The following is a 23,329-nucleotide window of genomic DNA, read 5'->3' on the forward strand; positions in this document are numbered from 1 at the left end:
AATTAACTGTTAAGCAACGTAACGATCTGAGTCACCAGGTGAGCACCGGCTTGACCACCGCGCCGGCGCGCTGCGCCGCCAGGGCGGCCTCGATCTCGGTATACGGGAAGGTGGTAACCAGCCGCTCCAGCGGTAAACGTCCCTCGCGCTGCCAGCGCAGCAGCTTCGGGATGAAGACCTGCGGGATGGAGTCGCCCTCCAGGCAGCCGCGGATCGACTTGCCGTTCAGCACCAGGTCACCGAGGTCGACCGGCGGCACGCCGGCACCGAGCCCCACCGCGACCACGGTGGCGCCGGTCGCCAGCGCCGCGACCGCGCCGCCGAGCACCGCCGGGATGCCGGTGGTCTCCAGCGCGTGCGTGGCGCCGCCGCCGGTGCTGTCGCGCACGGCCGGCGGGATGTCGGTCTCGGCGGGGTCGAGCGCCGCTCGAGCGCCGAGCTCCAGCGCCAGCGCCCGCCTGGCCGCGGAGGTCTCCACGACCGTGATCGCGACGTCGTCCAGCGCGCGGGCGGCCAGCAGCGCGGCCATGCCGACCGCACCCGCGCCGTAGATCACGAAGTGCGAGCCAGGGGCGGGCGCGAGCACGTTCAGCACCGCGCCCGCGCCGGTCTGGAAGCCGCAGCCGAGCGGCGCGGCCAGCGTGAGGTCGGTATCCGGCTCGACCACGACGGTGTTGTCCTCGGTGGCCAGCGCGTACCCGGCCAGGCTGGACTGCCCGAAGAAACCGTCCAGCACCGGCGCGCCGTCCAGCGTCACCCGCGGCCCGCCCTCGGCGCGGCGGCCGAAGTTGTTCAGCGCGGTCGCCTTGCGGCAGTAGGCCGGGCGGTCGGCGAGGCAGTTCGAGCAGCGGCCGCAGTGCCGGAAGGTGAGGACCACGTGGTCGCCGGGGCGCACGTCGGTCACCGCGTCGCCCACCGCCTCGACGATGCCCGCCCCCTCGTGGCCGAGCAGCACCGGCCGGTCGGCCGCACCGGCGGCGCGCGAGATCAGGTCGGTGTGGCAGACGCCGGACGCGGTGATCCGCACCAGGATCTCGGTGCCGAGCGGCGTGTCGACCTGCACCTCGGCCAGCTCGAACGGCGCGCCCGGATCGCGGGAGAGCAGCGCACCGGTCTTCACACCCGCTCCAGCAGGAAGTAGAAGAACTGCCCGTCGGCGAGCACCAGCTCCGGCCGACCGTTCATGATCCCCATGAGGGTGCGGTCGTCCAGCCACTTGAAGTGATCGAACACCGCACGACCGTCGTAGACCATGGTCGCGGTGGTCTCACCGCGGAACTCGATGTTCCACAGCGTCGCCTCGCCCCCGCCCAGCTCCACATTGGAGAAGAGCGACCCGTCCTCCGCCCGGCAGATGAGCGGCTTGGCATCGTTCAGCGCATTGAAGGTCTTCCCGTACCAGCGGCTCTTCGGCAGCGCCCGGCACAGCGGATGCCCGGTCTGGAAGGCATCCCCCTTCCACTCACCCAGAATGTCCTCGGCGCGGGCGGGTTTCAGCCGGGCCCACAGATCGTCCAGCTCCGCCGGGGCGACCCCGCCGCTCTCCGCCCGCAACTGCTGCCACCGCACTTCGCCCATGACCCTGCTCCTCCGGTTCAGAACCGATTGGTTCGGCAGCAGCGTAGAGCCGAACCGGATGGTTCGGCAAGATAGGATCTCGGCATGCGCGCAGCAGGACACGCCACCCGGGAACGCATTCTCACCGCCGCACGCGCGGAATTCGCGCGACACGGCGTAGCGGGGGCACGGATCAATCGGATCGCGGCCGACGCGCATGCCAGCAAGGATCGGCTCTACGCGTATTTCCCGGGGAAGACCGAGCTGTATGCCGCGGTCACCGAGCAGTGGGCCACCGAGACCACGACCAGCACCGCTTTGCGCGCCGAGGATCTGCCCGGGTACGCCGGTCGGCTGTTCGACCACTTCGTCGCGCACCCCGACGACGCGAGGTTGCAGGCATGGGCGGATCTGGAGGCGCTGGATCCGCGGGTCGAGGCGGTGTTGCGGCGGGCGACCATGTCCAAGTTGGAGGAGGTGCGGCGCGGTCAGCGGGACGGGCTCGTCACCGCCGACTTCACCCCCGCTGCGCTGCTCCGGATGCTCACCGATCTGACCCGCACGGCGGCGACGCACGCGGTGCAGGCACGGAAGTCGGACGGCGCGGTCGAGCGGCAGCGCTCGGCCGTCATTCTCGCCGTCCGCCGCCTGGTCGCACCGTAGGCAACCTCGAAGCTGGCCATCGTCCGAACGGCCGGACGCCAGCCACACGGCGGGTGTCTACACCTTGCCCAGCGCCACTCTGCCCCTGGCTCTTCTCTGTGACGACTCGGTGCGACGCGGCGCTGCACTTCAATTGCGGGTCATCGGGTAGTGACGAGTCCACCGGATCGCTCAGGGTCGTGCTCGCGTTCAGGTCGAGCGCATCGAGAGAGAGGCAAGGAATTGCCACTCATCCTCGAACTCGCTGCGGGGACAGGTGCTTCTCGCAGCAGCTTCGGGGATTCGGTGGTGGCCCCCGTATTGCCACCGGGACTCGCCGGTCTTGGCAGCCATCGGCGTGAATAGCGCTGCGATGCAGCGCGTAGCTGGCCCCGACTCGTTCCTGGCGGACCTGTACCGCACGCAGGCTCGCGACATCGATGCCGGTGCCGAGCTCTGTGGGGGCGATCGTGGTAGCCGGGACCGAAGACGTGCAGGCGCAGCCGGTGACCTTCCTCCTGCTATTCAGCCGACGAGCAGGCAGAACGGGTGACCGGCCGGATCGAGCAGTACCCGCCACCGGTCGCCGCCCGGCTGGTGGTCCGGCCTGACCGCGCCGGACTCCAGCGCGGCCTTCTCCGCCGCGTCGAGGTCGGCGACCTCGAGGTCCAGGTGCAGCTGCTGCGGCACGTCCTGACCGGGCCACCGCGGGGCCCGGTACCCGTCGACCTGTTGGAAGCCCAGGTCGCGACCCGAACCATCGGTCAGGGCGACGAACTCCTCAGAGTCGTGACCGAGCTGCATGTCTGTCAGCTCTTGGTAGAACCGAGCCAGAGCCCGGGGATCGGCGCAGTCCAGAGTCACGCCCCGCAGTGTGGCGATCGGCATCGTCGGCTCCATCCATGTTCGCGGGGCCGCGTAGCGGCCGTAGGCAGTCATCCAACCGTGCTGTCGGGGCCGGACTCCACTCGTTTCCATACCGGTTCCTGGGTCACCTGCTCGCCGACAGCCCCGGCATGCAGGCCAGGATCACCCGCCTGCGCGCGCCGCACGAGCACGGTTACGCGCTGCGGCTGCCGGTGAACCTGGTACCGCCGATCGCGCGGCCGGTGGTCGAGACCGCGCTCACCTTCGTCCGCAGCGCCCCGGCGCCCGGGGACCGGCTGATCGTCGACGGAGTCGGACCCACGGCGTGCACCTCGCTCCGGCCCCGCGTGACCTCGGCGCCGCGTGGATCGGAACCACGAGCAGGCCGGCATCCCGCAAACCCAGAGCCAAAACGGGGGTTGCGGGGCCAGGGCGAGAAGAATAAGTCAGGCCCAGTCAATGACCGGGTTTGACTTACTGATCGGAGAAGTGCGCCAGCAGTACGAGAACACCTACATCGGGCGGCCATTGTCGGGAGCAGGCAGATCGGTGATCACCTGTCCGGCGACTACCCGTTTCCAGGCTGACGCCGGGGCACTCTAGCTCCGGCCGGGCGCGTCACCGTAGACGGTGAACCAGATCCCGCGGCCGAGCGCCTCGGCCAGCGCCTCGTCCCCGACTCCGGTGGGCGCGCCGAAGGTGACGGTGATCGACCGCTCGACCATCGAAGTCAGCACGATGGCGGTGGCGGCCGGATCGATGGCCGCGCTGATCCGCCCCGCGGCCCGATCGGCGTCCAACCGGGCCCGGACCATTTCCATGAAGAACGCGAGCCGGGTGTGCCAGTACTCGCGAACATCCCGGTCGTAAGCAGCGAGTTCGTTCAGCGCGAGCAGCAGAAAACGATGTTGGCGAAAACCGGTAATCATCGCCCGCATGGCACGGATGACGCCGGCCTGCTTGTCGGTGTGCGCGGAACTCCACCACTGCTCAGCGGCGGCGAAGAGGTCGGCGGTGGCCAGTTCGGCCATGCGGATCAGCAGGCTGCTCTTGTCGGGGAAGTAGCGGTAGAAGGTGGAGCGGGCCGAGCCGGAGGCGGTGGCGATCCGCTGTACCGCGATCTCGGTGAACGGGGTGCCATCGGCCAGCAACTCCTCAACCGCCGCGAGAACGCGCTGCTCGAACTCCGCGCGCCGGTCGTCGGTACCCTTCCGTGCGGTGCGGGGTACGCGGGTCAGCGAGGGCACGCCGGGCTCGTCATCCGTCGATTCGATTCGCGCATGGGGTCCATTCTGCCCCTCCGCGCGCCGTCGTTGACTTTTTCCCACCCGGCCCTCACCCTTATCGGACATAGTGTCCGAGACTCGGTGACCGACCTCGAAAAGGGCCGTTGACCGGGTGATCTCAGCGTCGAGGCGGTCCCATGTCTGCTCCATCCGTGACGACTATCGACCACGCGGACGTCGTGGTCGTCGGCGCCCGCTGCGCGGGCAGCGCGGCCGCGCTGACGCTGGCGAAGGCCGGCCGCCGGGTCGTCGCCATCGATGCCGCCCGCTTCCCGTCGGACACGCTCTCCACGCACCTGCTCTGGCCCTCCGGGCTGGCCGAGATCGAGCGCCTCGGCGCACTCGACGCCGTCGCCGCGATCGGCGCGCCGAAGCTCACGCACGCCATGGCGGCGATCGCCGGCTACAAGGTGGCGTCGCGCTTCCCCGCGGTCGGCGAGATCGACTACGCCATGTGCGTGCGCCGGACCGGGCTGGATGCCGCGCTGCTGCGCACCGCGATCGCCGCGGGGGTGGAGCTGCGCGAGCGCTGCCGGGTCACCGACCTGCTCTGGGACGGCGAGCGCTGCGCCGGCGTCCGGTACATCGACCCCGACGGCGCCGAAACCGAACTGCGCGCGGCGCTGGTGATCGGGGCGGACGGCAGGCGCAGCACGGTTGCCCGGCTGGCGGGCGTCGAGGAGCCGTTCGCGCAGCGGCCGAGCGGTCGCGACTGCTACTACGCCTACTGGAGGGACACCAGGGACGACTGGCGGCACATCGCCGCGCAGTGGCGCAGCGGCAGCGACCTCGGCACCGCCTTCCCCTGTGACGACGGCCTGCTGCTCTGCCTGGTCCAGCCCGCCGCCACCGGGGAGCGCGCGGGGGCAGGCGCGGCCGAGGCCCGCTACGCCGCGGCCATCGGGAACATCCCGGAGCTGGTGGAGCGGCTGCACGGCTGCACGAAGGTGGGCCGGGTGCGCTCGGCGACCGACATCGCCTCGTACTTCCGCCACTCCAGCGGCCCGGGCTGGGCGCTCCCCGGCGACGCGGGGCACTTCAAGGATCCCGTGACGGCACAGGGCATCCGGGACGCGCTGCGCTACGGCAGGCTGCTCGGCGAGGCCGCCGCCCCGGTGCTCGACCACCCGGAGCGGCTGGACCGCGCGCTGCGCGACTGGGAGCAGACCAGGGTGCGCGACTGCGTCGACATCTACCAGTGGACCAACAAGCTCGCCCGCGGCGAGACCATCAGCCCGCTGGAGCACGCGCTCTACCGGGCCGCCGACACCGACCCCGCCATCTCCGAGACCGTCGTCGCGATCTTCTCCCGCACCGTCGACCCCGGCTCCTTCTACACCCCGCAGCGGGCGGGAAAGCTTGCGCTGCGGGCGCTCTGGAATGCACGCGCCGACCCGCTCCCGGTCCTCGCCGACATCGCGCGCACCGCCCGCGACACCGTCGCCGAGCTCGCCGAGGCCCGCGACATCCGTCGCCGGGCGCACCGCCGATCGCCATCCCCGTCCCGACCCGCCGAACCCGCGCTCACCCCGTCCTCGCCAGGAGACGACCATGCCTGACCTGCCAGCGACAATGCCGTTGCCGGAGCTCCGCCCGTCCACCACCGTTCCCCGCCGCGATGTGCTGCGCGGCGTGCTGGCCGCGGGCGCCGTCGTCGCCGTTGGCGCGGCGCCGGCCGGCCCCGCCCAGGCGAGCCCCGCGCCACGCAGCCCGGCGCTGCACACCGGCGGCCGCTCCGTCGCGGTCTTCGGTGGCGGCATGGCCGGGCTGTCGGCCGCGCACGAACTGGTCGAGCGCGGCTACCGGGTCACCGTCTACGAACCCGCCTACCTGGGCGGCAAGGCGCGCAGCATGGGCGTGCCGGGCACCGGGCGGGGCGGCCGGATGGATCTGCCCGGCGAGCACGGGTTCCGATTCTTCCCCGGGTGCTACCAGAACGTCCCGGACACGATGGCGCGCATCCCGTTCCCCGGCAATCCGAACGGCGTGCGGGACAACCTGATCCGGGTCGAGGGCACGGTGGCCGGCTTCCGCGGCAAGCCGCCGCTCTTCGCCCCGATCGAGATCGGCGCGCTGGACCAGCTGACCCCGGAGCTGCTGGCCAACACCATGATCGGCGCGTTCAGCTTCCTGCCCGAGCTGCCGCCGCACGAGCTCGCCTTCTTCGGCAAGCAGATGACGATGTGGTTCAGCTCCTGCGAGGAGCGGCGGTTCGGGCAGTGGGAGTACGTCACCTGGCAGCAGATCATGCGCGCCGAGGGGAAGTCGCACGCCTACCGGGAGTATCTGGTGAGCGCGCTGACCCGGATCACCGTCGCGGCCAAACCGCACCTGAGCTCGGCGCGCACCATCGGCACCATCGGCGAGGCGCTGGTGCTCGCCGCCACCGGCGCCATCCCGCAGTTCTCCGGCGGTGTCGACCGCATCCTGAACCGGCCCACCAACGAGGCCTGGATCGACCCGTGGGTCGCCTACCTCATGTCGCGCGGGGTGCAGTTCGTGCTCGGGCAGAAGCTGACCCGGTTGAACCTGAACAACGGGGTCATCAGCTCGGCGACGGTCGGCGGCAGGACCGTCGAGGCCGACTACTACGTCTGCGCGATCCCGGTGGACCGCACGGTCCCGCTGCTCACCGGCGACATCCTGGACGCCGACCCGCAGCTCGGCGGCATGAGTCAGCTGCTCACCGACTGGATGGTCGGCATCCAGTACTTCCTGCGCCGCACCACCGGCATGCCGGAGGGGCACATCGCCGCGCTCGGCTCGCCCTGGGCGCTCACCGCGCTGCGCCAGGCGCCCATGTGGGTCGGCGACTTCCCCGCCCGCTACGGCGACGGTTCCGCCGTCGAGTGCCTCTCGGTGGACATCTCGGACTGGGACTCGCCCGGCATCGTCTTCGGTCGCACGGCGAAACAGTGTTCGGCCGAGGAGATCTCGATCGAGGTGTGGGCGCAGTTGAAGGAGTGGTTGAACACCGGTACGGGGTGGTTGCGGGACGAGGACATTCACTCCTGGCACCTCGATCCAGGTGTGAGCTGGTCCGGCGGGGTCGCCTACAACGAGACGCCGCTGCTGGTGAACACCATCGGCTCCTACGACAACCGGCCGAACGCGCACTGCGGGATCCCCAATCTGTTCTTCGGTGGGGATCACGTGCGAAGTCACATCGATCTGGCGACCATGGAGGGGGCGAACGAATCAGGGCGGATGGTGGCGAATGCCGTCATGGACGCGGCCGATGATCCGCAGCCGCGGGCCGATGTCTTCCCGCTGGTCGCGCTGCCCGCGTTCGAGGGGCCGAAGGCATTGGATCGGGATCGGTATCGGGCCGGGTTGCCGCACATTCTCGATTTCTGAGGGGGCCCGGCGAGCAGCGGCAGGGCTACGACCCGGCTGCTCGGCGGCGCCACCACCGGCGCTGTGCCTTCGGTGGCGCCGATGCGGCCGGCTTCGGGATGGCGCGGGCCGCGCGGCATTGCTCCTCGCGCTCGCGCCGCCACTCCGCGACCACCGCCTCGATGTCCACGGTGGACACCGGCACCACCGGTCCGGACGGAATCCGCAGGTATTCGACGATCCGCCGGTTCAGCGCGACGACCTCGGCGCGCACCTGCTCCTCGGTGGTGCAGTCGCGCACCGTTGCCCCGATCCGCTCGGCATCGCGGCGCAGCAGCAGTGGGGTCGGCAGCACGAGGCCGGTATCCGCGCCCTCGCGCTGCAGGTAGCCGCGCAGCCAGGCATCCTCCTGCACCGGAGCCCCCGCACCGGGGATCGGCTTTCCGGAGCCGCGCAGGTTTCGCAGCTCCCCGCGCTCCTCGGCCTCCCTGACCTGCTTGTCCACCCAGGATTCGAAGCTCTGCCGCGCCGGTTTCCGCCCCGCGCTTCCGTCTGCGCCCATGCGTCCAGGGTACGAAAACTGTCGTCCGAACGAGCGACGCCGCGACTTCGCCGCACCCGGCACGATCGGACGGCATGGAGCACGCCGCGATCGTCACGCCGGGCAGGCGCATCGCCGCTTGGTCGCTGGACTTCGGTGTCGTCGTCCTGCTGACCGCCGCGCTCGGCTGGCTGACGCGGTATCGAATCGGCGACTACCTCTCCGATTGGCCGCCGCTCGGGGCAGGCAGCGCCTGGGAGCTCATGGGGTCGGCGGGTGACGTCGCCGCGGCGGAGGTCGAGATCGGCTCCGGTGTGGTCGGCGAGCTGATGTCGCTTGTTCGGAACGCGCCGAGCAGGTGAAAGCCGCCGGTCGGCGCCTCGGCGACCGCCCGCGCGGCACCCGCCCCTGATCCGACCGGACGGCGTCGCCCACGCGGCTCGCGTCGCCGACCGAACCCGGCGGCCGCACAACGACCGCGCGGCTCGGACCAGGCAGCCTCACACCGGCTCAGGAACCCCCTCCGGCTCGAGCACGTCGGCGGACGGCTCCGCGGCGTAGAGCCCTTCGATCTCCGCGGTGTACTTCTCCGCGATCACCCGCCGCTCGAGCTTCGAGGTCAGGGTGAGCTCGTCCCCACCCGCCTCCCAGAACACCGGAAGCACCCGGAACCGCCGAACCTGCTCCACCCGAGCCAGCTTCGCGTTCCCGGCGGCGATACCCGCGGCAATCGCCGCGCGAACCCCGGCATCGGCGGCAAGCGCAGAAGCGGAGGCATCGGCCAGCCCGTGCTGCCCGGCGTAGCGGGGCGCCGTCTCGGCATCGAGCACCACCAGCGCGGTGTTGTACGGCCGCCCGTCACCGATCGCCGCCACGACCCCGATCAGCGGCGTCGCCGCCCCGAGCGCGTTCTCGATCGCGGTGGGCGACATGTTCTTGCCGGAGGCGTTGATGATGAGCTCCTTCTTGCGGTCGACCACCCGCAGGAACCCGTCGTCGTCGATGGTGACCACGTCACCGGTGTGCAGCCAGCCGTCGGCGTCGATCGCCTCGGCCGTCTTCTCCGGCTCGCCGCGGTACCCCTTCATGACCAGCGGCCCGCGCACCAGCAGCTCCCCGTCGTCGGCGACCCGAGCCTCCATACCGGGCAGCAGCGTGCCGACGCTGCCCAGCTTGGCGTCGTCGGGGTGGCTGACGCTGCAGATGCAGGCCAGCTCGGACATGCCCCAGATCTCGGCGATCGGGATGCCGAGCCCGGCGAAGAAGCCGAGCGTCTCCGGCGGGATGGGCGCGGCGCCGGACATGGCCCAGCGCACCCGGTCCAGCCCGAGCTCGGCGCGCAGCGGGCCGAGCACCAGCGCATCGGCGCGCTGCCACTCGACGGCCAGCTCCTCGGGCACCGGCGCGCCTGCCAGCTGCCTGGCGCCGCGCCGCCCGGCGACCTCGAGCGCCCACCGCAGTCCGGCGCGCTTCTGCTCGTCCGGCTCGGCCGCGACCGCGAACTCCACCGCGGCGCGCAGCTTCTCCCAGACCCGGGGCACCGCGCCCCAGATGGTGGGCCGCAACTCGGCTAGCGCGGGCGCGATGCCGGTCGGATCGGCGACGCAGGTGACCTGCGTGCCGAAGACCTCCTGGAAGTAGAGCGCGGTGAGCCGGTCGGCGATGTGCGCGGTCGGCATGTAGGAGGTGATGGTGTCGCCGTACCGGATGCCGAGCACCTCCGCCACCGCGTAGGACTCGAAGAGCAGCGCGGCGTGCGTGGTCTCCACGCCCTTGGGGTTGCCGGTGGTGCCCGAGGTGTAGATGAGCGTGGCGACGTCGTCCGGGCGGACGGCCCGCCAGGCGGCCTCGAAGTCGAACGCCGGGTCGCCGCCCGCGATCAGCGCGGCGACCCCGACGGTGCCGTCGGGCGCTTCGTCGAGGCAGACGATGTGGTCGAGCTCGGCGCCGCCGGCCCGCAGCCGCGGCACGTACTGCGGCTCGCAGATCACCACGCGCGCACCGGAGTTGCCGAGCACGTGGGCCAGCTGCTCGGGCGCGAGCGTGTTGTAGACGGAGAACGAGGTGGCGCCGAGGTGCTGCGCGCCGACCTCCAGCGGATAGAACTCCACCCGGTTGCCCATCATGAGCGCGACGGTGTCGCCCCTGCGGACGCCGAGCGCGGCGAGCCCGGCGGCGACCGCGCGTACCTCGGCGGCGTAATCGCGCCAGGTCAGCGTCGTGGTGTCGCCGGGGGTGCGCAGGGCGATGTCGTCCGGTGCGCGGGTCGCGGTGTGCTGGAAGGCGGCGACCAGCGTGTCGAAGCGGGGGTGATCGGTGGTTCGGGTCACACCGGAGAACGTACATCGCAACACATTGCATTGCAATGTTGCACTCAGCGGACAGGCGACGACCGCGGCCGGATCGCCCCGGCCGCGGTCGCGGGGGAAGACCTAGCGCGGGGCCATGCGGATGGCGCCGTCGAGCCGGATGGTCTCGCCGTTCAGCATCGGGTTCTCCACGATGTGCCTGGCCAGCGCGCCGTACTCGGCCGGGTTGCCGAGCCGCGAGGGGTGCGGCACCTGCGCGCCGAGCGAGTCGATGGCCTCGTCCGGCAGGGTGGCGAAGAGGGGGGTGTGGAAGAGGCCGGGGGCGATGGTGAGCACCCGGATCTTCAGGCTCGCGAGGTCGCGCGCGACCGGCAGCGTCAGCCCGACGATGCCGCCCTTGGAGGCCGAGTACGCCGCCTGCCCGATCTGCCCGTCGAAGGCCGCGACCGAGGCGGTGTTGATGATGACGCCGCGCTCCTCGCCCACCGGCTCGGTGGCGGCGATACGCTCGGCGGCCAGCCGGATCACGTTGAAGGTGCCGATCAGGTTGACGCTGACCACCTTCTGGAAGGCCGCGAGCGGGAAGGCGCCCTGCTTGCCGACGGTCTTGATGGCGTTGCCGATCCCGGCGCAGTTCACCGCGATCCGCAGCGGGCCGAGCTCGGCGGCCGCGTCCAGCGCGGCGGTCACCTGCTCCTCGTCGGTGACGTCGGCCGCGGCGAACACGACGCCGTCGCCGAGCTCCTCGGCGACGGTCTCACCGGGCGAGGAGGGCAGGTCGACGATGACGACCTTCGCACCCTGCGCGTGCAGCTCCTCGACGGTCGCCAGCCCGAGGCCGGAAGCGCCACCGGTGACCAGCGCGACGAGGTTGCTGTCGATCTGCATGGGAGTTCCTTTCCGCTCCGGCCGCGCGTGGTCGACATCGGCCGTGCCACCGAGAGTATCCATCGCGACGGCAACAAGTAAACAGTGATTCGCATAGCGTAAGTGCGAGAATGCCATTTCGGCGGCACCGATGTTCGGCTGCATTCACCTATAACAGGTTCTATTTATAACACACCCCTTGACCTCGAGCGCGGTACAGGTTGCACGGTGGAGCCATGACCGAGGCCACCCAACGCTGGGACTCCGTGTACGACGACGACACCGCACCGTGGGTGATCGGCCGCCCGCAGCCGGCGATCGCCGAGCTCGAGCGCGCCGGCGGCTTCACCGGCCGGGTGCTCGACATCGGCTGCGGCGCCGGCGAGCACACCATCCTGCTGACCGCGCGCGGCCACGACGTCCTCGGCGTCGACTTCTCGCCGAGCGCCGTCGGCTTCGCCCGCCGGAACGCCGAGGCGAAGGGCGTGCCGGAGGCCAGGTTCGCGGTCGCCGACGCGCTCGCGCTCGGCCCGCACTTCGCCGGCGCCTACGACACCGTGCTGGACAGCGCGCTCTTCCACATCTGGGGCACGGAGCCGGAGCAGCGGGCGCGCTACGTCCGCTCGCTGCACGGCGTGCTGCGGCCGGGCGGGGTGCTGCGGCTGCTCGCGCTCTCCGACGCCGAGCCCGGCTTCGGCCCGCGGATCGGCGCCGACATCGTGCGCGGCGCCTTCACCGACGGCTGGCGGCTCGTCTCCCTCGAACCCGCCCGCTACCTGGGCCGGGTCACCCCGGTGGTCGCGGACGATGTCGCCGGGCTCGCGGTCTCACCGGAGGGGCTGGTCGACGCCGCCGCCTGGATCGCCGAGGTCGAGCGGAGCTGAGCGCGCGAGCCGGTCCACCCGCCGCACCAGCGGCAGCACGAGCAGCAGGCACACCGCGGGCAGCAGGAAGGCCGCGCGGAGCGCGGGCCCGGCCGAGATCAGGCCGGGCAGCACCGCCCCGGCCAGCGCGCCCGCGTAGTTGAAGAGGTTGACGGTGGCGACGATCTCGTCCGAGCGCTCCGGCCGCACCTCGCCCGCCGCGCTGAACGCGATCGGCACCAGCGCGCCCGCGCACAGCCCGGCCGCCGCGAACCCCGCGATCGCGCCCGGCACCAGCGGCAGCGCCGCCACCAGCACGCACCCCGCGAGCCCGGCCGCCACCGCGCCGAGCGCCACCGGCGCCCGGCCGAACCGCACGACAGCCGCGTCCACGGTCAGCCGCGCGCCGAGCACGGCGGCCTGGTAGGCGGCGTAGCCGAGCGGGGTCACCGCGGCGACCGCGCCGAGCCCGTCGGCCAGGTACACGGTGCTCCAGGTGGAGACCGCCGCGTCCACCACGAAGGCCGCGAAGATCAGCGCGCCGACGATCCGGATGGCGGGCCACGGCAGCGGCCCGCGATCCTCGCGCTGCCGCACGGCACGCTCCGGGTCGAAGCCGAGCAGCGCCACCCCGACGTGCACCGCCGCCGCGGCGACCAGCGCGAACACCGCGGGCAGGTCGAGCGCGAGCAACCCGGCGACCAGCAGCGCACCCGCGACGGCCGCCGCCGTGTACCCGGCGTAGAAGCGCCCGAGCAGCTGCCGTCCGGCCCGCCGCTGCACCAGCACCCCCTGCATGTTCGAGGCGGCGTCGACCCCGCCGAGCCCGATCCCGTACAGCACCAGCGCCACCGCGAAGAGCGGCAGGCTCCCGAGCAGCGCGGCGCCGAGCAGCGCCACCGCCTGCGCCCCGAGCGCCGCGACCAGCGCCCGCCCGCTCCCCCAGCGCACCGCGATCGCCTCCGCCGCGACCGAGCCGAGCGCCGCCGCGAGGACGGTGCCGAGCAGCAGCACCGACACCACCGTGTCCGAGATCCCGAGCCGCTCCTTGAACTCCGGCAGCACCGTGACGATCGCGGCGTACCCGAAGCCCTGCGCGGCGTAGGCGGCCGCCACCGGCCGCACGCGCTCCGTCATACCCGACTCCCCGCGATGAGCTGGACGTTTGTCCAGATGTCGGGCGAGCGTACACCCGGGCGGTTGCCCGGGTCAGCCGAAAGGCGAGGCCACGTACCAGGAACCGCCGACGACGGCGTGCAGCTCCGCGCCGAGCCCGAACAGCGCCAGCCGCCCCGAGCCGGGAAGCGGCACCCGCTCGACCCGCTCCACCACGTACCGGTCCCCGGCCACCCTGCCGATCGCGAGCCGCTCCCGCTCCCCCGAGTACCCGCCGTACAGCGCGACCCGGTCCCCCGACACCGCGAGCGCCTTCGCCCCGGCGATCTCGTCGTTGCGCCAGAGCGTGGTGCGCCCGTCCGCGATCCGGACGATCGGGAAGTCGGTGTAGTAGCAGGCCCACGCGGTGTCGCCGGCCAGGGTGAAGGCGTAGCAGTCGGCCATGCCCGGCCCGTCGAAGCTCCAGACCGGGCACAGCGCGCGGTCGAAGCGGACTATGCCCGGGTGCCCGACCGGCTCCGGCCCGCCGCCGCCCCAGCCGAAATTGCCGAACACGCCCTCGTCGAAGAAGCTCACCCAGATGGCCCCGGACGGGGACACCGCCACATCCTCGATCCCGTCGCCGAGCACCCCCGTGCACTCCACGGTCCCGTCCGGGAGCACGACCATCGCATTGTGCTCCGGCCCGCTCGCCGACCAGCGGCACCGGTGCCCGACCACCAGCACGGCGCCGTCCGGCAGCAGCCGCACCGACGGGAACGCGATCGTCAGATCGTGGATCGGCACCACCCCGCGCGGCCCCGGGCCGAAAATCACCACCCGCGCCGACACCGGCTCCTCCGCCCTCGTCAGCGGGAACGACGCTCCACCAGGCGATTCCGTGCGCGCGGTGAGCAGCGCCGCCCCCGCGTCGGTGGTCCACAGGGTCACCAGCGTCCCGTCATATCCGGGCGCGGCGTCGAGCAGACGATCATGCCCGTCGACCGGGCGCGGCTCGGCGCGAAGTTCGAACACGTCCGCATTGTGCCGCACCCGGGGAAACCCCCGTGCCGGGTCTCCTCGCCCGCGATGCGGTCGGTGGGGGGTGGGCGGCAGATCCACCACCAAACCAGCGGCAGATCCATCACCGAACCACGATGGCAGCACCGAGCCGCTCGTACCGAGCGGTGTACGCCGACCACCGCGCCCAAGTGGTCGAAAACCGGCTCAGTAGGTCGGCGCGAGCAGCATGCCGAGCACCCGCTTGGCCGCCGCGTTGAACCGCCCGAGATTCACCCCCGGCGTACTGGTGACCACCAGCAGCAGCGTCGAGCTGACCGGGAAGACCCCCACGCACCCGCGATCCGCCTCGAAGACCGTCGACTGCAACCGTCCCTGGTGCAGCAGCCCGGTGAAGTGGTCACCGATCCCGATGGCCGCCGCCGCCATGGCGGAGCCGCGCATGGCGACGGAATCGCCGCCGTCGACGCCGGCCGACGCCGTGTCGGAGGCGACGACCAGCCCGTCCCTGCTGGTCATGACGGCGTGCTCGACCTCGTAGATCTCGTCGCAGGCCCGCTGGAGCAGCCTGCCGACGAATTCCGGGTCGCCCAAAGCGATCTCGGTGCGGTCGAGCGATCTCGTGCCGGGCCGGTGGAAGGGTGCGCTCATACCGTGATCGCCTGTTCGATTCTGCGTAGCTGGTGCCTGGCGAGCGCGAGGTTGCCGCGGGCCTTGTCCAGCGCCAGGTAGAGGAAGAGCTGTTCGTCGTCGTTGCGCACCAGCGGCATGATCAGGTGGTACTGCGTGCCGAGCGTCACCAGGATGTCCTGGACCTCGTCGCCGAGCTGCAGCGCCTCCACCGCGCGCCCCTTGGCCCGCAGCACCTCGGTGTTCAGCGCACCGGCCATCTCCAGATCGAACAGCGAATTCCCGCCCTGCTTCGCCAGCAACATCCCGCTCTGCATATCGACGAGCGCGATGCCGATCGCACCGTCCATGCTCATTCCGTCACGCAGAGCATCTTCGAGCCTCATATTTACCGCACACCCTGAATCGCTCCGCCTTCGGATGATCTCCGAACGCGGAGCGATACCTTTCACTCTTGATCCCACAGAAAAGACATTGCACAGAAGAAACCAGTCGGTTTCCCTTTGTGTCGGCAGCGTAGCAATGCCCCGGCGATCGGTCGAGATGGATGGGAACAGTCACGGAAAGTCACGATCGGGCAACGCGACCGAGACCTTCCATCCCAGACGCGGCACCTCGGCCCGGTGCGCCCTAACCACTGGCAACCAGGCCGTGCGGCGACCGCTCGACCACCCCGCCGAATCGGACATTCCAGCCGCGTCACGGTTACTGCGCACCTGTAGGAAATTGTCCCGGACAGGATCGGCGAGCTAACCACCGGCTGCCGGGATCACATCGCCGAACATTTGCGTTCGCTATCAGGAGTCACGTTTCTCGCCAATGCCGACCACGCGGTATGCCGCTGCCCGGAAACGGTGTGAGGATGCCCGGGTGCATGAAGATATTCGGTGTTCCTATCCGGTCGCCATCACCGCACCCGGAAAGGATTCGGTGGTCGCGGACGCGATCGCCTGGGTGTTGCACGCTTCGCGCGAATTCGGGGGAATTCCGCTGGTCCTCGTGGCCGACGAGGCCAGGGTGCGCACGAGTGCGTGGTTGCGCGCGTTCGTGGCGGACGCGCGGCTCCCGGTCGCGACCGCGCCCGCGCCGGACCGGAACTGGCACGGCGGCGTCGTCCTGGCCGCCTGGCCGCAGGCCGAGCAGCTGGCGACGATCGCCGCCGACCCGCGCACCCGCGGGCTCTGCGTGGTGCCGGACGACATCGCCGAGGTCGGGGTGTGGGCGGAGGCCGCGCACCCGTACCTGCTCGGCGCCGAGGCGGCACCGGAGTGCCCGCCCGCGCTGGACCCGGTGATCGCCGAGGCGCTCACCACGCTGGGCGGGCTGGTGAACCCCTCCGGCACGCTGGCCGGGCTGCAATCGCGCCGCGACGCGGTCGCGCTGCTGGTCATCGCGCACGAGGGCGGGCACCGCTGCACCCGCGAGCAGCTCTATGGCTGGTGCCTGGCGCACGGCTGGTCGCAGCGCGCGGCCCGCAGGCTCGCCGCGCTGGCCGCGCACGTGGCCGCGGGCCGCCGCCCGGCCGCGCCCGCGGGCCCGTTCCGCTCGGACATCCTCGGGCTGTGGCGGGATCGGGCCGCCACCCGCCCGCACGGCTGCCCCTGCGTCGACGGCTGACCGGCCGCCCCGCCGACCTGCCCGCGCGGCGCTGCTGCCCGACAGCCGGTACGGCACTATCGAGGGCATGAGCGCAGACCCCACCCCGGCGAGCACGACCGAATTCCGCGCGCTCGCGCACGCCCGGCTGGACGGGTTCGAGCGCGCGGAGGTGCCGGAGGCACCCGGGCTGCGCCGCGCCGCGGTGGCGCTGTGCGTGGCGGCGGAGCCGGAGGGGCCGCTCTCGGTGCTGCTGATCCGGCGCGCCTACCGCGGCCGCAATGCCGGGCAGTGGGCGCTGCCGGGCGGCCGCCTGGAGCCGGGCGAGACACCGCGGGCCGCGGCGCTCAGGGAGCTGCACGAAGAGCTGGGAATCCACGCCGAGGAGAGCGACGTCATCGGCGCGCTCGACGACTTCCCCGCCGCCTCCGGCTTCGCCATCACCCCGTTCGTGGTGGCGCTGCGCGACCTCACCGAGCTGCGCCCGGCCCCGGACGAGGTGCACTCGGTGCACCGAATCGGGCTGCGCAGGCTGGCCGAGCCGGACGTCCCGCACTGGGTCTCCCCCGAGGAAGCCGTCCCCGGCGGCCTGCCGCCCGGCGCCGCCCCCGCCCCGCCGACCGGAATCCGTATGCTGCAGATGCGTTTCGGCCCCGGCATGACCATCCACGCCCCGACCGGCGCCCTGCTCTTCCAGTTCCGCGAGGTCGTGCTGCTCGGCCGCACGCCCGCCGAATCGCGGGTCGCGCACTTCGCCCAGCCGGACTGGACGCACCACTGACGCGGCCCGGTTGACCGGGAGCACGCCGGGTAATACCGGACAGGACAAGGGGGGATTCGTGACCGTCGTACCGGGAGCACCGCTGGATGCCGTCGTCGCACCGACGACGGCGCCGCTCCGGCGCTCGCGCGGACAACTGGCCAGGTACCTGTTCGACCTGATCTTCGACGACACCCTCGCCGACCACGCCGCCACGCTCACCTTCTACGCGGTGCTCGCGGCGCTGCCGACCCTCACCACCATGCTGGCGATCGTCGGCGCGCTGAATCAGTCGGTCACCGATCCGCTGGTGGACGAGTTCCGCGCGCTCGGCCCCGGGCCGGGCGCGCAACTGCTCATCGATACGCTCCACGAGCTGCGTGGCTCGGCGCTCTCGGCGCCGCTGATCCTGCTCGGTCTCCCGGTGACGCTGTGGATCCTGACCCGGTATCTCGGCGCGCTGGTGCAGGGGATCCAGTCCATGTACGGGATCGTCGGCGACGAGCCGCGCAAGCGCACGATCCTGCTGCGCGCGGTGCTCGCGGCGGTGGCGTTCCCGCTGCTCGCCTGCTGCCTGGTCGCGGTGGTCACCACCGGCGAGATGGCGACCGGAATCGGCGAGCGGCTCGGGCTCGGCGAGGAGGTCGCGGCGACGTGGCCGATCCTGAAGTGGCCGCTGCTGCTCGCGGTGATGACGTTCCTGGTGGTGCTGCTGTACCGGCTGGTGCTGCACGGCCACGGCACCCGCTACCGGCGGCTGGCCAGGGGCAGCCTGCTCGCGCTCGCGGTCTGGCTGACCGCCTCCGCCGGATTCACCCTCTACGTCGAGCATTTCGGCTCCTACAGCAGGCTGTACGGCTCGCTGGCGGCGGCCGTCATCCTGCTGGTGTGGGTGTGGATCACGCACTTCGCGCTGCTGCTCGGCGCTGCCTACAACGCCCCCGACCCGGGTGCGGTGCCGCGGCAGCCGACCCGCAGGCTCAATCGGGACGGAACGGCCAGCCGGTGAGCCGCTCGGCGGCGCGCCGCTCGTAGGGCAGCGCGCCGAGTTCGCGGGCCCGCTGCCGCGCCGCCGCCACCTCGACACTCGCGCCCGGCATCCCGAGCATGCCGCGGATCGTGCCGCTGTACAGCCCGGACGGCCCCAGGCAGACCAGCCCCGGCCACTGCACGATCGCGGCCGCGCCCCACCCGCGGGTGAGCGGCTCCAGCACGGCCGCGTAGCCGCGCACCCGCTCCCTGAGCTCGGGCGCGGTGCGGCCGAGCGCGAGCAGCGCCTCGGCGAGCAGCGGCACCCGGACGGCGACGCGCGGCCCGTGCCAGCGCCCCGGCACGGCCAGCACCGACTCGATCGCGGCCAGCGCGCGCCCGTGCTCCCCGGTCTCGGCGGCGGCCATGGCGACGACCAGCGCGAAGTCCTCGTCGAAGTCGGTGGCCATGCGGTCGGCCTCGGCCAGCACCTCGGCGAGCCTGCCGCGGTGCCACAGCTCGATGGAGCCGCTGGTGAGCAGGGAGGCCTCGGCGAGCATGCGGGCCCGTTCGTCGACCGGGCCGAGGTCGGCGGCGAAGCGCTGCATGAGCGCGCGGGAGCGGTCGTAGTCGCCGCGCAGCACGGCGAGCATGACGTCCCACCACAGCTGGGTGGCGGCGAGGTCGGTGCCGCCGTCGGCGGCGAGCCGGGCGAACTCGGCGGAGAGCCTGCGCACCAGCCGCAGATCGCCCGCCTCCAGCGCACAGACCCGGCGCAGGTGCAGCGCGGTCGCGCGCGCGGTGTGGCAGGCGCCCGCGAGCTCGGCCAGCTCATCGGCGATCTTGGTGCGGTCGGCGAGCGTGCCCGGCTCCCAGGTGCAGACGAACTCGGCGAGCAGTACCTGCGGCCAGGAGCGGCTGCCCGGCGCGCTGCGCGCCTTCGCCTCGGCGAGGGCGTCCAGGTCGCCGGCGATGCCGTGCACGGCCCGGTCGGTGGCCTCGATCGCCTCCACCTCGGCCACCGCGTCGGCGTCGAGCTCCAGCCGGTGCGCCAGCGCCCGGGCCCGCAACCCGGACGAATCCGACTGCACCACGCCGTATCCGGAGAAGTACCCGGCGACGCCGTGCGGCGCGGCGAGCAGCGCGATCCGGGCGAGCCCGGCCGCGTCGGCGTGCCGGGCGGCGCGCTCGAAGCAGCGGGCGGCGGCGTCGAAGCGGCCGCGGCGGTGGTGCGCCTGCCCGGCGAGCAGGTCGAGCTCGACAGCGGTGGCGCGGCTCGCGTGCGGGCGGCCGCGCTCGGCGAGTTCGGCGCACTCGTCGGGGGCGTGGTCGTGCAGGGCCCGGGCGGCGGCGGCGAGGCAGGCCGCCGCGGCGCGCTCGTCGGCGGTGTCCAGTGCGGCGGCGCAGCGGTGCCTGGCCTGCGCGGCCAGTGCGTCCGGCTCTCCGGCGGCGAGCGCGTCGGCGATGCGGGCGTGCAGTGGTGCCGCTCGGACCGGGCCGATGCCGTCGAGCACGGTGGCGCGGATCAGGTCGTGGCCGAAGGTGATCGTGCCGTCGGTGACCGTGACGATTCGGTTCTGTACGAGTTCTGCTGTGGCGCTGTCGAAGTCGGGGTGGTCGGCGAGCAGGCCGACGGGGGCGCTCGTGCCGACGAGCGCGAGCAGCTCGGCGAGCTCCCTCGCCTGCGGCGTCAGCAGGTCGACGGTCACGGCATCGAGCGGGCGCCCGGCCAGCGCTCGGTCGCAGAGCTGGGTGGCGACGAACGGGCTGCCCGCCGCGGCCGCCACGATCCGGTCGCGCAGCGCCGGGTCGGCCGGGAGGGTGGTGCGCACCAGCTCGGCCACCGCGATGTCCGGCAGCGGCGGGAGGTCGACGGTGGTGATCTCGCCGAGCGCGCGGAGCGGCTCGGGGAGCGGGCCGGGGCGCTGGGCGAGCACGAGCAGCACCGGGTGCGCGCGGAGCACCCGGGCGGCGCCGGTGATGATCCGCAGCGAGGCGGGGTCGGCCCACTGCACGTCGTCCAGGACGGCGACCGCGCGGCCGGTCTCCCGCGCGACCCCGGCGAGCAGTGCGGCGAGCGCGCGCGGGGTCGGGATGTCGGGGACGTCGCGGCCCGCCAGCGCCGCCTGGTCGAGCCACGGGGCCAGCGTGGCCAGCGGGTCGGGGCTGCCGGTGCTGATGAAGGCGTGATCACCGTTGCGCCGCAGCGCGTCCCTGATCACGGCGGTCTTGCCGATTCCCGGCTCCCCGCGGACCAGCACCACGGTGAGCCCGTGCCCGGCCCGCTCCCTCGCCCGGTCGAGGAGCGCGGCGACCTCGTCCCGGCCGACCAGGCCGGACGGCAGCGGCGCCGGGGCGGGCGCGCGGAGTTCGTGCTCCACCCGCACGGTGTCCGGCGCGGGGTCGAGGCCGAGTTCGTCGCGCAGCGCCAGGCGCAAGCGCAGCAGCAGCGCGAGGGCCTCCGGGGTGCGGCCGCTGTCGCGCAGCGCGAGCGCGAGCAGCCGGGCGGTTCCCTCCCGGTGGGGGTGCCGCTCGTGCTGCGCGGTGAGCAGGGTGACGGCCTGCCCGGCGCGGCCGAGTACGAGCAGCCCCTCCGCGCACAGCTCGGTGAGCTCGGCGCGCAGCTGGTCCAGCCGGGCGCGCTCCGGGGCCAGCTCGGCGATGTCGGCGACATCGGCGAGCGGTTCGCCGCGCCACAGCGCGAGCGCGGGCTCGAGCAGCCGCACGGTCTCCGCGACATCGCCCGCCGCGTGCGCGGCCCTGGCTTCGCGGGTCAGCAGATCGAGCAGGTCCAGGTCGGTGCCGGAGCCGGAGCAGCGCAGCACGTAGCCGTTCGGGCCGGTCTCGATGGCGAGCTCGGGCACCGGGCGCAGCGCCTTGCGCAGCCGGGACACGTAGCCGTGCAGCGTCACCGTCGCGCTCTCCGGCGGGTGCCCGCGCCAGAGCAGTTCGCACAGGTAGCCCGCGCTGCGGGTGGTGCGCTCGGCGGCGAGGAGCACAAGGAGCTCGGCGTGCTTGCGGGCCGGGATCGGGATGGCGGCGCCGTCCCGGCCGCGCACCGCGAGCGGCCCGAGCACCGCGACGGCGGGCGCACCAGCGCCGGACCAGCCGCGCACCAGCGGCCCCGTCGACCCTTGCCCCATGACTTCCTCTTCGGTTCTCCAGCCCACCGCGGGCCCCTCCCGCGCGACTGTACTTCGCCTCTGCGGCGCCGCGCTGACCTCCGGCGGCGCGCTCTGCATCGCGGGCGGCACGCTGCACCCGATCGTGGCGGGCAAGGGCCACTCGGTCGAGGCGCTCACCAGCCCGGGCACCCCGGTCGCGCAGATCCTGCTCGGTATCGGCACCGTGCTGCTCGTCCTCGGCCTGCCCGGCATGTACGCATGGCTGCGGCCGCGGATCGGCACCGCCGGGTTCGTCGGGCTGCTCTGCTACCTGCTCGGCAATATCGTCACCGCGACCGGGCACCTCACGGTTGAGCTCTTCGTCGCGCACCCCTTCGCCGCCGACCCGGCCACCGCGCACCTGATCGCCGACAACGACCAGATGCTCGACTCCACCGCCTTCGTGCTGTTCAACCAGATCGGCGGGCTGGTGATGCTCGCGGGCATGGCGCTGCTCGGCGCGAGCCTGCTGCGCAACCGCGCGGTGCCGCGCTGGATCGCGGTCCTCACCCTGGTGGGGATGGCCGGGTTCTTCCTGCCGATCCCCGCGGTGCAGGGCTTCTCCGGATTCCTGTACGAGGCGCCGCGCGGTATCGCGGTCGCGGCGATCGGGGTGCTCATGCTGCGCTACCCCGGCGGGTGGCGGGCGGCTCAGGCCGGGGCGGGTGCCCAGCTGTCCGGGCCGAAGACCTCGTAGTGGATGTCCGCCGCCGCGACGCCGCGCTCCAGCAGCGCCCGGCGCATGCCGAGCATGAAGGGCAGCGGGCCGCACAGGTAGGCGCGGGTGCCCGCGGCGATCGCGACCTCGCCGAGGTCGGCGCGGCCCGCGAGGAGCCCGGCGCCGGGCGCGCGGGAGCCGAGCTCCTCGTACCAGCGGTGCATCACCGCGTACGGCAGCCGCTCCACCAGCTCCGCCAGCTCGGCGCGGTGCGCGTGGCTGCTCAGCGCGCGGTCGGCGTGCAGCACCGAGACCGGGCGGGGATCCCCGGTGTCGGCGAGGTGGGCGAGCATCCCCATCATGGGGGTGCAGCCGATCCCGGCCGAGATGAGCAGCAGCGGGGCGTCGTCGTCCGGCAGCACCAGATCGCCGAAGGGCGTGGTGACCTGGAGCGTGTCACCCTCGAAGACATTGTCGAGCACGAAGTTCGAGACCTCGCCCGCCCGCTTCACGGTGATCCGCCAGTCGCCGGCGGCGGGCGCCGAGGAGAGGCTGTACTGCCGGATCTGCCTGGCGCCGTCCGGCAGCCGCACGGCGACCGAGAGATATTGCCCCGGCGCGAATGTCGGCAGGGCGTCCCCGGTGAGTACGAAGGAGACGGTGTCCGCCGACTCGTATCGCCGCTCGCGCACCCGCACCGTCCGCCAGACCGCGCCCGGCGCCACCCCGGCGGCCCGGTAGAGCTCGGCCTCCATGGCGATCAGCGTCTCGGCCATCAGCCAGTACACCTCGTCCCAGGCGGCGGCGACCTCCGGCGTGACGGCGGCGCCGAGCACCTCGGCGATGGCCTGGAACAGGTAGGTGTGCACGATCTCGTACTGCGCGGGCTCGATGCCGAGCGAGGCGTGCTTGTTCGCGATCCGGGAGAGGATCAGCTCGACCCGCGCGGGGTCCGGCTCCAGCTGCAGCGCGGCGAAGGCGGCGATAGCGCCTGCCAGCGCCTGCTGCTGCTGCCCCTGGCGCTGGTTGCCCCGGTTGAACAGGTCGCGCTCCAGCTCCGGGTGCGCCTCGAACATTCTGCGGTAGAAGAGCGCGGTGATGTCGCCGATGGCGGCACCGACCGCGGGCAGGGTGGCGCGGACGGTCTCCGTCGCGGTGGCCGAGAGCAT

Annotated in this window: 22 protein-coding genes; 9 read left to right on the forward strand and 13 right to left on the reverse strand. The window is 72.7% G+C overall.

Translation table 11 applies throughout. From position 1 onward, the window contains the following. Positions 1-31 precede the first annotated feature (31 nt). Together ACFO0B_RS05025 and ACFO0B_RS05030 are read right to left on the reverse strand one after the other, a co-directional pair. Positions 32-1,120 (reverse strand): NAD(P)-dependent alcohol dehydrogenase, encoded by a 1,089-nt coding sequence (locus ACFO0B_RS05025; protein ID WP_378611096.1) that lies wholly within the window; start codon positions 1,118-1,120, stop codon positions 32-34. Then, entirely contained in the window at positions 1,117-1,578 is a 462-nt protein-coding gene (locus tag ACFO0B_RS05030) for a DUF4334 domain-containing protein (protein ID WP_378611097.1), read from the reverse strand. The genes ACFO0B_RS05025 and ACFO0B_RS05030 overlap by 4 nt, the downstream gene beginning before the upstream one ends. A gap of 84 nt (positions 1,579-1,662) precedes the next feature. Between ACFO0B_RS05030 and ACFO0B_RS05035 the strand changes: the two genes are divergently transcribed. Next, positions 1,663-2,220 (forward strand): TetR family transcriptional regulator, encoded by a 558-nt coding sequence (locus ACFO0B_RS05035; RefSeq protein WP_378611098.1) that lies wholly within the window; start codon positions 1,663-1,665, stop codon positions 2,218-2,220. 504 nt (positions 2,221-2,724) lie between these two features. On the opposite strand, the gene ACFO0B_RS05040 is transcribed toward ACFO0B_RS05035, so the two are convergent. Together ACFO0B_RS05040 and ACFO0B_RS05045 are read right to left on the reverse strand one after the other, a co-directional pair. Next, positions 2,725-3,099: a VOC family protein gene (locus ACFO0B_RS05040; protein ID WP_378611099.1), complete on the reverse strand. Its 375-nt coding sequence runs from the start codon at positions 3,097-3,099 to the stop codon at positions 2,725-2,727. Between the two features lie 566 nt (positions 3,100-3,665). After that, positions 3,666-4,502, reverse strand: a complete 837-nt coding sequence (locus ACFO0B_RS05045) for a TetR/AcrR family transcriptional regulator (protein ID WP_378611100.1) — start codon at positions 4,500-4,502, stop codon at positions 3,666-3,668. 2 nt (positions 4,503-4,504) lie between these two features. On the opposite strand from ACFO0B_RS05045, the gene ACFO0B_RS05050 reads away from it, so the two are divergent. Continuing rightward, entirely contained in the window at positions 4,505-5,911 is a 1,407-nt protein-coding gene (locus ACFO0B_RS05050; protein WP_378611101.1) for an NAD(P)/FAD-dependent oxidoreductase, read from the forward strand. Continuing rightward, positions 5,904-7,709, forward strand: a complete 1,806-nt coding sequence (locus tag ACFO0B_RS05055) for a hydroxysqualene dehydroxylase (RefSeq protein WP_378611102.1) — start codon at positions 5,904-5,906, stop codon at positions 7,707-7,709. The genes ACFO0B_RS05050 and ACFO0B_RS05055 overlap by 8 nt, the downstream gene beginning before the upstream one ends. 25 nt (positions 7,710-7,734) lie before the next feature. Here the strand turns inward: ACFO0B_RS05055 and ACFO0B_RS05060 are convergent, their stop codons facing one another. Further along, positions 7,735-8,250: a DnaJ family domain-containing protein gene (locus ACFO0B_RS05060; RefSeq protein ID WP_378611103.1), complete on the reverse strand. Its 516-nt coding sequence runs from the start codon at positions 8,248-8,250 to the stop codon at positions 7,735-7,737. Positions 8,251-8,324: 74 nt separating this feature from the next. On the opposite strand from ACFO0B_RS05060, the gene ACFO0B_RS05065 reads away from it, so the two are divergent. Then, entirely contained in the window at positions 8,325-8,591 is a 267-nt protein-coding gene (locus tag ACFO0B_RS05065) for a hypothetical protein (protein WP_378611104.1), read from the forward strand. A gap of 138 nt (positions 8,592-8,729) precedes the next feature. Here ACFO0B_RS05065 and fadD11 read toward each other — a convergent pair whose 3' ends face one another. Together fadD11 and ACFO0B_RS05075 are read right to left on the reverse strand one after the other, a co-directional pair. After that, complete coding sequence (fadD11, locus tag ACFO0B_RS05070) at positions 8,730-10,559, reverse strand: fatty acid--CoA ligase FadD11 (RefSeq protein ID WP_378611105.1); 1,830 nt, start codon at positions 10,557-10,559, stop codon at positions 8,730-8,732. Positions 10,560-10,661: 102 nt separating this feature from the next. After that, entirely contained in the window at positions 10,662-11,426 is a 765-nt protein-coding gene (locus ACFO0B_RS05075; RefSeq protein ID WP_378611106.1) for a 3-hydroxyacyl-CoA dehydrogenase, read from the reverse strand. A gap of 215 nt (positions 11,427-11,641) precedes the next feature. Here ACFO0B_RS05075 and ACFO0B_RS05080 point away from each other — a divergent pair, with 215 nt between their 5' ends. Continuing rightward, the gene (locus tag ACFO0B_RS05080) at positions 11,642-12,289 is read left to right on the forward strand and encodes a class I SAM-dependent methyltransferase (RefSeq protein ID WP_378611107.1); all 648 of its coding nucleotides are present in this window, start codon (positions 11,642-11,644) and stop codon (positions 12,287-12,289) included. Here ACFO0B_RS05080 and ACFO0B_RS05085 read toward each other — a convergent pair. From ACFO0B_RS05085 to ACFO0B_RS05100, 4 genes are all read right to left on the reverse strand, one after another. Continuing rightward, positions 12,233-13,405, reverse strand: coding sequence for an MFS transporter (locus ACFO0B_RS05085; RefSeq protein ID WP_378611108.1), 1,173 nt, complete (start codon positions 13,403-13,405; stop codon positions 12,233-12,235). The two genes, ACFO0B_RS05080 and ACFO0B_RS05085, sit on opposite strands and share 57 nt — an antisense overlap. Positions 13,406-13,477: 72 nt before the next feature. Beyond that, positions 13,478-14,398 carry a hypothetical protein gene (locus ACFO0B_RS05090; protein WP_378611109.1) on the reverse strand — a complete coding sequence of 307 codons (921 nt, stop codon included), beginning with the start codon at positions 14,396-14,398 and terminating at the stop codon, positions 13,478-13,480. A 192-nt stretch (positions 14,399-14,590) separates the two neighbouring features. Then, positions 14,591-15,034, reverse strand: coding sequence for a roadblock/LC7 domain-containing protein (locus tag ACFO0B_RS05095; RefSeq protein WP_233019960.1), 444 nt, complete (start codon positions 15,032-15,034; stop codon positions 14,591-14,593). Beyond that, positions 15,031-15,363, reverse strand: coding sequence for a hypothetical protein (locus ACFO0B_RS05100; protein WP_378611110.1), 333 nt, complete (start codon positions 15,361-15,363; stop codon positions 15,031-15,033). The genes ACFO0B_RS05095 and ACFO0B_RS05100 overlap by 4 nt, the downstream gene beginning before the upstream one ends. Positions 15,364-15,943: 580 nt before the next feature. Between ACFO0B_RS05100 and ACFO0B_RS05105 the strand changes: the two genes are divergently transcribed. The 3 genes from ACFO0B_RS05105 to ACFO0B_RS05115 all read left to right on the forward strand — a co-directional run bounded on the left by ACFO0B_RS05105 (position 15,944) and on the right by ACFO0B_RS05115 (position 18,378). After that, entirely contained in the window at positions 15,944-16,630 is a 687-nt protein-coding gene (locus ACFO0B_RS05105; protein WP_378611111.1) for a hypothetical protein, read from the forward strand. A gap of 67 nt (positions 16,631-16,697) precedes the next feature. Further along, on the forward strand, positions 16,698-17,390 hold the full coding sequence (locus ACFO0B_RS05110) for an NUDIX hydrolase (protein WP_378611112.1): 693 nt from the start codon (positions 16,698-16,700) through the stop codon (positions 17,388-17,390). Between the two features lie 58 nt (positions 17,391-17,448). Next, the gene (locus tag ACFO0B_RS05115) at positions 17,449-18,378 is read left to right on the forward strand and encodes a YihY/virulence factor BrkB family protein (protein ID WP_378611113.1); all 930 of its coding nucleotides are present in this window, start codon (positions 17,449-17,451) and stop codon (positions 18,376-18,378) included. Here the strand turns inward: ACFO0B_RS05115 and ACFO0B_RS05120 are convergent. Further along, positions 18,350-21,481, reverse strand: coding sequence for a BTAD domain-containing putative transcriptional regulator (locus ACFO0B_RS05120; protein WP_378611114.1), 3,132 nt, complete (start codon positions 21,479-21,481; stop codon positions 18,350-18,352). The genes ACFO0B_RS05115 and ACFO0B_RS05120 overlap by 29 nt on opposite strands. Between ACFO0B_RS05120 and ACFO0B_RS05125 the strand changes: the two genes are divergently transcribed. Then, positions 21,480-22,199, forward strand: coding sequence for a hypothetical protein (locus ACFO0B_RS05125; RefSeq protein ID WP_378611115.1), 720 nt, complete (start codon positions 21,480-21,482; stop codon positions 22,197-22,199). The genes ACFO0B_RS05120 and ACFO0B_RS05125 overlap by 2 nt on opposite strands. Here ACFO0B_RS05125 and ACFO0B_RS05130 read toward each other — a convergent pair. Next, a complete protein-coding gene (locus tag ACFO0B_RS05130; protein ID WP_378611116.1) occupies positions 22,154-23,329 on the reverse strand; it encodes a globin domain-containing protein in 1,176 nt (391 codons plus the stop codon). The two genes, ACFO0B_RS05125 and ACFO0B_RS05130, sit on opposite strands and share 46 nt — an antisense overlap.

Source organism: Nocardia jiangsuensis (assembly GCF_042650385.1).
Lineage (GTDB): Bacteria > Actinomycetota > Actinomycetes > Mycobacteriales > Mycobacteriaceae > Nocardia > Nocardia jiangsuensis.